Source organism: Verrucomicrobiia bacterium (assembly GCA_035460805.1).
Classification (GTDB): domain Bacteria; phylum Patescibacteriota; class UBA1384; order CAILIB01; family CAILIB01; genus DATHWI01.
Genome location: DATHWI010000046.1, coordinates 1 through 10,623, shown reverse-complemented (window position 1 = coordinate 10,623; position 10,623 = coordinate 1). Strand labels below are relative to the sequence as shown.

At 52.6% G+C, this 10,623-nt stretch carries 13 protein-coding genes; 10 read left to right on the top strand and 3 right to left on the bottom strand.

The genetic code is table 11. From position 1 onward, the window contains the following. The coding region (locus tag VLA04_01660; protein HSI20403.1) for an efflux RND transporter permease subunit at window positions 1-656 on the bottom strand (656 nt) is incomplete at its 3' end. 365 nt (window positions 657-1,021) lie between these two features. Between VLA04_01660 and VLA04_01655 the strand changes: the two genes are divergently transcribed. The 9 genes from VLA04_01655 (at window position 1,022) to VLA04_01615 (ending at window position 8,146) form a co-directional block, all read left to right on the top strand. Then, a complete protein-coding gene (locus VLA04_01655; GenBank protein HSI20402.1) occupies window positions 1,022-2,203 on the top strand; it encodes a hypothetical protein in 1,182 nt (393 codons plus the stop codon). 108 nt (window positions 2,204-2,311) lie between these two features. Next, on the top strand, window positions 2,312-3,193 hold the full coding sequence (locus VLA04_01650) for an inositol monophosphatase family protein (GenBank protein ID HSI20401.1): 882 nt from the start codon (window positions 2,312-2,314) through the stop codon (window positions 3,191-3,193). Window positions 3,194-3,346: 153 nt separating this feature from the next. Next, window positions 3,347-4,402: an SPFH domain-containing protein gene (locus VLA04_01645; protein ID HSI20400.1), complete on the top strand. Its 1,056-nt coding sequence runs from the start codon at window positions 3,347-3,349 to the stop codon at window positions 4,400-4,402. A gap of 191 nt (window positions 4,403-4,593) precedes the next feature. Continuing rightward, complete coding sequence (locus tag VLA04_01640; protein HSI20399.1) at window positions 4,594-4,902, top strand: hypothetical protein; 309 nt, start codon at window positions 4,594-4,596, stop codon at window positions 4,900-4,902. A 113-nt stretch (window positions 4,903-5,015) separates the two neighbouring features. Next, on the top strand, window positions 5,016-5,372 hold the full coding sequence (locus VLA04_01635; protein ID HSI20398.1) for a hypothetical protein: 357 nt from the start codon (window positions 5,016-5,018) through the stop codon (window positions 5,370-5,372). Window positions 5,373-5,504: 132 nt separating this feature from the next. Beyond that, entirely contained in the window at window positions 5,505-6,506 is a 1,002-nt protein-coding gene (locus VLA04_01630; protein HSI20397.1) for a hypothetical protein, read from the top strand. Window positions 6,507-6,515: 9 nt separating this feature from the next. Further along, window positions 6,516-7,013: a hypothetical protein gene (locus VLA04_01625; GenBank protein ID HSI20396.1), complete on the top strand. Its 498-nt coding sequence runs from the start codon at window positions 6,516-6,518 to the stop codon at window positions 7,011-7,013. Between the two features lie 120 nt (window positions 7,014-7,133). Further along, window positions 7,134-7,661, top strand: coding sequence for a hypothetical protein (locus VLA04_01620; GenBank protein HSI20395.1), 528 nt, complete (start codon window positions 7,134-7,136; stop codon window positions 7,659-7,661). An 83-nt stretch (window positions 7,662-7,744) separates the two neighbouring features. Then, entirely contained in the window at window positions 7,745-8,146 is a 402-nt protein-coding gene (locus VLA04_01615; protein HSI20394.1) for a DUF1761 domain-containing protein, read from the top strand. Window positions 8,147-8,270: 124 nt separating this feature from the next. On the opposite strand, the gene VLA04_01610 is transcribed toward VLA04_01615, so the two are convergent. Then, window positions 8,271-9,125, bottom strand: coding sequence for a sugar nucleotide-binding protein (locus VLA04_01610; GenBank protein HSI20393.1), 855 nt, complete (start codon window positions 9,123-9,125; stop codon window positions 8,271-8,273). Next, window positions 9,122-9,703: a dTDP-4-dehydrorhamnose 3,5-epimerase family protein gene (locus VLA04_01605; GenBank protein HSI20392.1), complete on the bottom strand. Its 582-nt coding sequence runs from the start codon at window positions 9,701-9,703 to the stop codon at window positions 9,122-9,124. Before VLA04_01605 ends, VLA04_01610 begins: the two co-directional genes overlap by 4 nt. Window positions 9,704-10,053: 350 nt before the next feature. Between VLA04_01605 and VLA04_01600 the strand changes: the two genes are divergently transcribed. Then, the coding region (locus VLA04_01600) for a pyruvate kinase (protein ID HSI20391.1) at window positions 10,054-10,623 on the top strand (570 nt) is incomplete at its 3' end.

Genomic DNA, 10,623 nt, shown 5'->3' with positions numbered 1-10,623 from the left:
GCCTGACTTATGCCACTTGGCGTTAAACCAAAGCGGGTAACCTGGTCGGGCATCCAACTTACAAGGACCTTATCGTTGATCTTCTGGAGAATGCGGAACTCCTTCACGCCCTTCACGGTTTCCAGTTCTCTTTTTACAAAGTCCCCTTGCTTTCTAAGATCGGCGACATTGGTGACATCACCACTTACTGCGTAGTAAGAAATGCTTCCACCAAAACTTGGTACCGTAATTTCTGGTTTGTCAGCATCTTGAGGAAGTGACAAGCTTTGAACCTTGTTACGTATTTCAGATAAAGCACCGGTAAAGTCTGCGCTTGCATCAAAAGTTACAACAATATTTCCAAAGCTGTTTGCGGCTGTGGAACTTACGTCGTTCACTCCTGCAATGCCTGAGACCGCATTCTCTATGGGCTTTACAACCTGTGTTTCTACTTCCTGCGGGCTTGCGCCACGGTACAAGTTAGTAATAACCGCAATTTTAATTTGCGGAGCTGGAAATCCCTCTGAGCGAAGGCTCATTAACGAAAAAACACCCCCTACAATCAAAGCAATCGCAAAGAGCAGTACGACTTGGGTGTTCTTAAAAAACCAATCCACCAGCCTGGCGCTCCAAACACGGGGAGCTACGTTATCTGAAACAGAATGAGCGTTATGCATGCAGACTCTTGAAGGTGCCTATATATTGTATTCTTCTATTTTAGCAGGTATTCGCTAGCATTAATGGGCCATGCAATTGAATAACTAATAGTTTGTAGTAACTTGCAACAGACATCTTAAACCCCACCCGTGAACACAAGCTCAGGAGAGGGTTTTTGTTTTTCATAGCCACTTTCTTTATCTTTCTGATATTCTGCTTCCAGACTTCGAAAGTTCGCCCTTGTGGCTTGGAGGAGCAGATGCCCCCGCCTCGACCTTTTACAGATTGGACAGGATACAATAACTACTTCCGAGAAACGTTTGTACTCGTCCGACGTGATCGGCTGTACAGACAAGTTCATCATTCAGAAAATGACCGTCGGATCATGGCTACGCCCGAATTCCGAAGGACAGAGTTTATCTCGCAGAGCTCTACATTTGCCCAATTCCTAAGGGCTGGCACTCCCTGCATGACGGCGGAACACCTCTTTGGGTCCAAGCACCTGGGAATGGTAGCCATCATTAACGAACCGGCTTTTCGGGAACTCTGCCCGGAACTACCCGTTTCCCTTCAGCTACATGATGTGGGCACACCGCCTGGACGACACTTGGCCGACAAGTACATGTACCTCATGTTGGGATTTGGTCATGAAGGCCGGACTACCAACATCATCATGGATTCACCGCTGGGTGACGAACTGGAACGGCAAGGTTACGACCGCGCAGCGATTTGTGCCAACATCCAAAACAAGAGCTACCCTGGAGGCTACTTAACCGCCGGCGGCATTGATCTGGACTCGTTAGACAATGTGAAGCGCTACAGCGACAGCATGGGAATCTTTGAACCAGGCTGGGAGCAGGACTTCTTTGGCAACCGCTGGTACGCCTCAGGTTCCATTGAATACAGCCCTGAAGCATACGTCCGGGCACTCCGTTGGCACGAAGGCAAAGTGGTTCTCCATGAGGATGGCATCCCCCATCTCCTTGGGTACCAACGCTGCCGAAGTGCTACGTACGCATACGTCGACGGCGAACTGAACCGGGGCGTACAAACGCCTCTGGTTCTTGCCCTGGACGAGGCCTACCTCGCCGATGAACTTCCCCCCGAGTTCTTTGATATGACAGACTACGAGGCGGTTCAGCACCTTAAACGATGCAACCCCGTCACGAAGACGATTATTGAGAGGCTGGAGGGCCGGGACTTCTACTACCCCGTAGAAGGGGTGAGCATGATTACTTCGTGCACACTCCCAGGAGACCCCTTCAAACCTGAAGGCTTGGAGAGTCTCCGGGATAACCCGTGGGCAACCCGGGAGCTAGCGCAGGCACTAAGCAAACAGCTTGGGAAGCCACTCGAGGACGTGTGCATATTTCTTCAGTACGGGGACAAAGGGTATCGCGAATCAGACATTCCCATCCTCACAAAGGATGGGGAACTTGTCCCCGCGCCACCTTCCCCTGTTGAGTACCGCTTCACGTATCGTATTGGTGCTTACCTCTACGGCGAGCCAACACCGGCAGAATGCGAAGCAACGCAGGCCTTCCTGAGTCATGTAACCCTGAACTGACACACTCCAACACCTCAGCCAAGCTGGGGTGTTTTTATGTCTATTTGGCTCCTAAAGCCTATTAATTGATAATAAAAAGTGCTAGTGTCAGCCCAAAGGAGAAGGAACTTGAACAATACGTCAGTATTCCCCGGCATGCTCATGAACGAGCACGCCGCAGGCATCGTCATGAAGGAGTTGGTACGGCGTGCCATCTTTACCATCCGCAAGGAAATGTGGACATTTGAGGCCACCGAGAAGGCCAGCCTCACTGACCAGCAGGATTTTGTCACCACGGCCGACAAGGCCGCGCAACAGGTCTACACCAAACTCCTCAAGGAGTGCTTCCCCACTTTTGGCATCGTGGCCGAGGAAGACGACTTGAAGGTGGCCTGCCAAGTGCCTGGTGAGAACACCTTTTTCACCGTTGACCCCTTGGATGGCACCAAGGCCTACATCCGGCGACAGTCCCATGCCATTGGCACGATGCTGTCACTCGTCCGCAATGGCAAAGTCATTGCCGCTTATGTGGGCGATGTCATGACTCAGGAAATCTACGGCTTCAGGCCGGGATCCGATTCCGTACGGCGCATCAGTGAGTTTAACGACTCGGAACGGCTCGTCATACCATCGCGATCACTCAGCGAGGTCGTGGTTTCCCTCCGCGACGAGCCTTCGGCTTTCTCTGAGCGGATGCAGAAGCTGGCAAAGGGCACAAAGTACGGAGGCATCTTCAAGCACATGGAAGTCTCCGGCGGAAGCATCGGCATTGATGCGGCGCGGCTTTGGAAAGGCGAGATTGGCGCGCTGGTCCGCATGGGCCGGCCTCAAACCCCATGGGATTACTGCCCAATGATAGGCATCTCCCACGCTATGGGCTTTCAGGAGGTTGTTCTCACCGAAGACGGCTTCCAAGTCCTGGATCCCCTCTTTATTGAGGATACTCAGGAGAGGAAGTACGAGACGATCCTCATTCACAAGGAGCATGTTCCCGCACTGATCGGCAGGTAGGTTGCACTTCAAGGCTGTCCACAACGGGCAGCCTTTTTCTATTCCAGAGCCTACTACTCATTGACATTTCCCTACTTTTATGGTAGGATTGCGCTTCCACTTAAGTGGAGCTGTGCAGGCCCCTGCACCACGTTGGACTTTGGAGAAACAAGTTTGGATTTTTCAGTTACAGAACAAGCAGCACAACAGCAAGGTACCCCGGTTTTATACTGGATCTTCCTTGGAATTATCGTCCTGGCGGTGATCGCCGCGCTCTTTAGCTCCTTCTTCACGGTGGAGCAACAGCATGTCGGCATCGTCGAGCGGTTCGGCAAGTTCACCCGCTTGGCGAATGCTGGCCTGAACTTCAAGATCCCCTTCATCGAGGGTGTCGCAAGCGTCCAAAGCCTGCGCATCCAACAGCTCACCGTCGAGGTGGAGACGACGTCTTCGGACAATGTCTTCATCGAGATCGCACTGGCCGTTCAGTTCATGGTCCTCCCGGAAAGGGTCAAGGACGCGTACTACAAGCTGAACGACCCGGAAGAGCAGATCAAGGCCTACGTTTCCGATGCTGTGCGTGGCAAAGTTCCTCACCTGGAACTAAGCAAGGCGCTCCAGTCAAAGACTGAGATCGCCGATGCAGCTCGCGCAGAGCTCAACGAAAGCATGGGGCCTTTCGGCTTCGAAATCGTGCAAACCCTCGTCACGGACATCATCCCTGACGAAGAGGTCATGAAGGCAATGAATAACATCGTTGCCGCACGACGGAACCGAGAAGCTGCTACGGAAAACGGTGAAGCTGCCAAGATCCTACAGATCAAAGCAGCGGAAGCGGAAGCCGAGAGTAAGGTCCTTCAAGGTAAAGGCATCGCAGGACAGCGCAGGGAAATCGTACTTGGCCTCAAAGAGGCTGTGGTCGACTTCTCGAACGCCGTCCCCGGTACAAGCCCGCACGAGGTCATGGCGCTGGTGACAACCACCCAGTACTACGACACCATGCACGCGATCGGCGCCAACTCCAAGAACACTGTTCTCATGGTCCCCATGTCCGCCAATGGCGGCACGGATATCATGCAGCAGATCCTGGCCGCCAACGCTGCCATGGCTGCGGAGCAGTCACTAAAGGGCGAAGCCACACCGCCCCAGGTTTTGGCCCCCCTCTCGCCCACCGTGGTGAGCGTCGCGGCTGAACCCGAAACAGTGGAAGACGAAGATAACGATCAGTAATCGTTCAAGTCTCGTTACGAGGCACCCCATCGGGGGTGCCTCTTTTCTTTACTAGAGCCTATTACTCATTGACATTTTAGGCTTTCCGTGCTACTATTCGCAGCATAATTCCTGACCGTATGGCAGGTGGCCCGCAAGGGCGACGGTGTGAACACTACCCCTTAACTAGTGCGTACCTTGGAGAACACCATATGTTCAAATTCGATATCCCCGCAACCGCTACCCAACGAAACATTGCTGCCGGTCCCGATAAGTTCACCCTTTGGACCGTCTGCGGTGCAGGAGACGGCTCTAAGCACGTTACGCTCCGGGTCCAATCTCCCGAAAAGATCGACTCACTGGAAGTGAGCGTCCACGGACTCATGATGGAGAGCGGCGGCGGGAACAACTGGATTATGTGCGGATGGATTGATGCCATCAACGGCAACAAGCTTCCCAAGTCACTGCCGTATAATGCGTACTACACGACGCACAACCGGCAGGGCTTCATCCGCTACTAAGCAACCCTTCAACTTCCTCGGCAACCGCCGAGGATTTTGCTTTTCTAGAGCCATTACTCGTTGACATTTCTCCTAATTCTGGTACAGTCCAGCTTACCTTCGGGTGAACAAATATGGGAAACAAGATTGACGAGCTTCTCCGTAAAGTCCTAGGGACGAGCACAACGCTCTACACCCTCCTTACCACGACGTTTGTCGTCGATTTCCCCAACCACGACTGGGACGGGAGAAAGGACGACCAGAAAGTCAAAAGCTTCTTTGGCTCAGTCTCGGGCGGGTCGTTCGTTGCTGAGGAAGATGGGAGCGAGTCCGTGTTCCTCTACCTTGCCCAGCCACAGGTCACACCCTGCTACATCGTTCGCTATCTCAAGATAAACAGTGAGGGCGCCGTCGCCCACGTTGCTTGGGATGAGGGAGATGCCAAGGTCCCGATTGTCCTTACCTTCCTCGACAAGGAGAGCGACTGCTAGCTAAACTAGCCAAACCCGAAGCGAGACAAAGACGTCTCGCTTCTTTTTTTATTTCCCCCTTTTATAGCTAAAACTTGTTAAGTATCCCCAACAAGGAATAAACTAGAGGAAATACTTTTGAATCCCAGAACCATGAACCAATTCGAACAGAGCGGGGTAACTCCCTCTCCTACGCAGGAAGCGCCTGCGGCGGCACCTCTTGCCCAAACACAGCGCGAGATTGATGAAGAGCGCGGCCGAGAACGCGCGCAACAAGTTGCCAAACCAATCCGAGAGGCGGGGTACGCAGTCGCAACAAAGGTAGCTGATGCAAAAGGTGGCGTTGAAGGCGCCCTCATTAAAGGCGCAGTTGCAGTAGGTAGGCGCGTAGCGGAAACAAAGAGCTTTGGTGATCGCCAAAAAGAAGGCCTAAGGAATTGGTCCCAAGAAAAAATGAGCAACGCCCGTGAGCGCATCAATTCTGGCAAAGAAGCCGTTGGTGGCTTTTTCAAGCGGATGGGTGAGCGTGCCAAGTCTGGCATGGAATCGGTGAAGCAAATGCCAGGACGCCTTGAGAAGTTTGCCTACCGCTCTATTGGGAAAACCGAACGTCTGAGCGTACAAGCCAAGGAAACTATCAAGACCAAAGGCAAAGAGTTCGCCACCGCCACCTCAGAAGCCGTGAACCGTGCTGGTCAGAAAGTTGGTGAAAGCTACAACGCTGCCTCCAACACTATCAACGAAGGCTGGGACACCTTTAAGCGTGGCCAGGCTGACAGAAAGATTGATGGCAAATTCAACCCTGCAATAGATGCCCTGAACGATCGCATTGAAGCGATTATGAATGGCACCATGGCAAATGCAATCCGTGAGAACGCGTCTAGGAACCTCGCCTTAGCCGCACAGTCTGGCAACTTTGAGCTTTCGAACGAAGCAATGAGGAACTGGCAGAACGTTGAAGCGACCATGGAGAGTACAGTTTCCGCTGCCCTTCAAGAGGCACTCAGCACCCATAACAAACTCACTGAACGTGCCGAGCGTCTCCGTGAACGGATTGGCCGTGGCCGCCAGAATGCTATGGCTGAACAGCCAGTCGAAGAGACTGAATCAGAGGCTATTGGGCAAGTTCCAGAAATGGTAAGTCAAACAATTTAATATCCCACCATGTCTGATATCACCCAAACCCCTGTAGACGAGCTCACTGAAGAGGAAGCAGTTGCCGAACTAGACGCCCTGGAACAAACCCTTCCTGCACTCGAAACGTTTATCTCTGAAGCTACCGATGCCCATGACAAACATGTGGCAAATGTTGAGGCAGCCACCACTCAACTAAACGCTGAACTTAGCGCCATTGAAGGCCAGGCCTCCGCCTTTGAACATGAGATGCAGCAGCAGATCATGAATGGCAGTGCCCTAGAGAAGGATGAGCCAGCCCCTGCGGCGCCTGTTGCACAAGCTCCGGCACCCATGCCAGCCCCTGCGCCTGCCCCAGTTTCCACGCCTCCGGCGCACCAGTGGACCCCACCAGTTCAGCAAGTTCCTGTTGCTGCACCTGCCCCAGCCATGCCGTACATGCCTGCCGCACAAGCTGCACCAGCACCTGCGTACGCGCCTGCTCCTGCACCGTACAACCAGTCCCCTACCAATACGCCAGGGTACTAACCCAAAAAAGACTGGCACTCACCTGCCGGTCTTTTTTATTTCTCGGTATACAATAGGAAATAAGCCTGCTAATGTCAGAAATCTGGCGTACAGCTAGGAAAAAACGGGTGAGAAATACAAATGGCAAAAATCCATGGCGTTGGAGATGTCGAGTGGAACAAACCACTTAACAAAACGAAAGAAGAGCGGGCCTGTGCCCTTCTCCGTCAGTCTGAGCGTTCTCGCGCGTTTGGTATTCTCCTCGGTGACAAGGGGGATATCGCGCAAAGCGAAAAGACCTACCTCTTCTATGAGGTTATGACCGACAGCCCCATCGTACTTACCCGCACCGGTGAGTACCGACTTCGTATGAGTATCCTGCTCATCAACCAACTCGCCTCCACATTCAGGAGGGAGGAATCGGCCAGCCTCATTAAGGGCTCGGTATTTAGCGGGGAGCAAGAAGGAATTCAAGAGCGCCTCACGCTACCTCCCATCCTCCTCAACGGGCTTCTCACCTTTGTGAAGGCCCATCCCCAAGTGGACATGCTTCACTACAAATGGGCATCGCCCCATGTAGTGGAACTGGCAATCTTCTACAAAGAGAATATCGAGAACCCGGACGGGTTCATCCGCTTCTTGGCCGCTCACCTCTCGGTGCGCCGGTAACTGTGTCAGTCCAAACGGACTGACACTTTTTATTTCGCTTGGGGAGGCGTAGCCTAAAAGTAGCTACTACTAAGTATTTTGCTATGGGAAGCGTGGAAGTTAACTACATGGCCATTTTGGCCGCGGTGGTTGCAAGCATGGTTCTTGGGTTCATTTGGTATACGCCACAGGTATTTGGAGCAATGTGGATGAAGGAGCTTGGCAAAAAGATGGATGACATAAAAAGCCCTGGCCCTGGCTACCTTGTAATGGTTATTGCCTCTGCACTAACCGCGTACGTCATGCGGCACTTTGCCGTATATGCTGGTGCCGACACTTGGGTGCTTGGCCTCCAAGTTGGCCTCTGGGCATGGATTGGCTTCGTGGCCACCGTTGGCCTCTCCCGGATGATGTTTGCAGAAGAAAGCCCACGGCTCTTTATGATTAACAACGGGTACACATTGGTACAGTTCCTCATTGTTGGGGCAATTGTTGCCGGCATGTAAAGAGAATACTCTTTCGTTCGAAAACACACTCGAAATTCTTACGAATTTCTCAATGGTTTTCTCCACGAAAGAGATCCTCCTGACTCAAAAAAAGAAAAACCCCGCGACTGCGGGGTTTTTTGATTCACAACTTCATACTCATGATATGGAGCGTGCCCAGGACTGATTCCTGGAGAGGTGGCATTTCCAGGAAAAGCCCGGATAGCACTGCACTTTGCGCAATAACCTGCGGCTGGTATACCGCACCAGGAACCTGGTTCAGCTCCGCCAAACTAATGGACGGGAGCACCTGGCCTTCCGGTATAAGCCCTTGGCTCTGCATGTGAGCCGCAATGTCATGAAAGGACATGGCCCCCTCGTTCACAAAGTGGATAACACCAGTTACCCTCTCCCGCTCCAACACGCCATCTAAGGCTTCTGCAAAATCGTCCAAGCAGGTCATGGAAGAGGCATCCTCCACAAAGACGCCGAACCCAGGCAGACGGGAGAAGAGATTCCGGGGGTTATTCGCCCAGGTGAACGGGAGGTGGATACGGGCAATAATAGCGTCGGATCCCACCAACCGCTGCTCCGCCTGCCACTTCATCTTGGCGTACTTAGAAGTCCGGGAGGTAATTTCAGGGACTGAATCTTCCTGAAAGCCACCCGCACTTGCCTCACCCTTCCAGTCAAGGAACATGAGCGTGGAAAGATGCACCAACCTGAAACCAAGCTTTTTGCCCAGCAGCGCTAGCCACTCGGGAAGCACCACATTCACTTGGACATGTTCTTTCCAGTCCGCACTTCCTTCTTCCAGAGCCTCAATGCTCTTGGGATTCCCCTTTACCGCACAATTTATGACCACGGTAGGGTTAAGGGGAGCCAGAGCCTGCTCCAACGTTTCCAGTGAATTGTACCGACCTTCTAGGAAGACGGCGCGGTCACCAAAGTATTCCCCCAGGAACGAACCAATGAAGCCCGCGCCTATAATAACGATCATTCTTTGGCACCTCCGCGCCATGCTTGCCACGCCTCCGGGAATGCTCCTCGAAGCGGTGGGTGAGTCTTGTCCTTGTCGCTGAGGATGTGTGGGTACGTTGTATCCCACGGCACCTGCAGCTCCGGGTCGTAGAGATTGAACAAGGGATAGGGCGCGTCGGCGTTCCATTCCGATGTTGCCTGATAAATGTAGACCAACTGGTCAGTCAGGGCGAGGTAGGAATTAGCCACACCCGCCGGGACAAATATGACACTGGGGACATCGACAGAAAAGGTGACCACGTTCCCAAAGTGTTCGTGGTCCCGGCAATCTACATACGCCACCTGCATCCGCCCGTTTGCCGCACAAACCAGCTTGTCCCAATTCTCGGCATGGAAGCCACGAATGGCTCCCAGGTTATTGATGACAAAATTCATTTGCTGTGTAAGCAGCTCCTTTCCGGCAATCTCACGGAACTCCGATTGGATGAACGCGTCGTAAAATGTGCCACGGGGATCAAAGCCCCCTACACGGTTGCCAATGATTTCACCTCGGAACAAGCCGGGGATTTCGGGGAATTCTTGTAAGTTGGTAAGCATCTTTATCCTTGGGATATCATGGGAGACCGTATCAGTTTACCCTGCACTAAACAATATAGGTATGGCATGCCAGTAGTTTTTCCTAGCAAAACTGGCTATGATAGTCCCACATGCCACTGGGCAGGGAGGTTGGTGAATATGGCAAGGAAGAAGAGAAAGCCACGCGCAAGTGGCAGGTATCTCAAGAAACTCGCGGCTCGGGCTGCAAAGCACCAAAAAGCAGCCGAGAAGTTCTGGGCAGGGCGCTGGTAGCGCATTTACTCACACAATCCATAAACCTCGCCATAACCTGGCGAGGTGTTTTTCTCCCCCAGTGGTAAACTAGTAAGATATATACGAACCCTCTAGTTATGGCCTCCAACCACTTCATTTCAGATCTCCGTACCAAGTTTATTGTCACCATCGGTCCTACCTGTGACAACAAAGACACCTTGCGGGAACTCGTCAAAGCCGGCGCCTGCATTCTCCGCAACAACTTTGCCCACGCACAATACGATGAGTACCGCCAGCGCGTAGCCTGGATCCGGGAAATCAATGAGGAGCTGGGGACAAATGTCCAAATCCAGGCCGACATTCAGGGTACCAATATCCGTATTGGACGACTTCCTAACGGTCATATCCCTATCATTGGCGGCCAAACATACACCTTTGTGACCAATGGCGGCGAGCTTGGAGAAAATGACATCCCAATTAATGATGATCATCTCCACAATGAGGTAAAAATAGGTGAGCCTATTACCTTTGTGGATGGTGCGCTTGAGGGCGAGGTCACTGCTGTGGATGGGCACCGCATTACCGCCTGCCTCATTAACGGTGGCATCCTCAAAGAACGGAAGAGTGTGAATGTGCCAGAGACTCACATGAACCGCTCCAGTATTACAGATAAAGACCGGGCCGATATTGAATTCCTAGTCCATGAT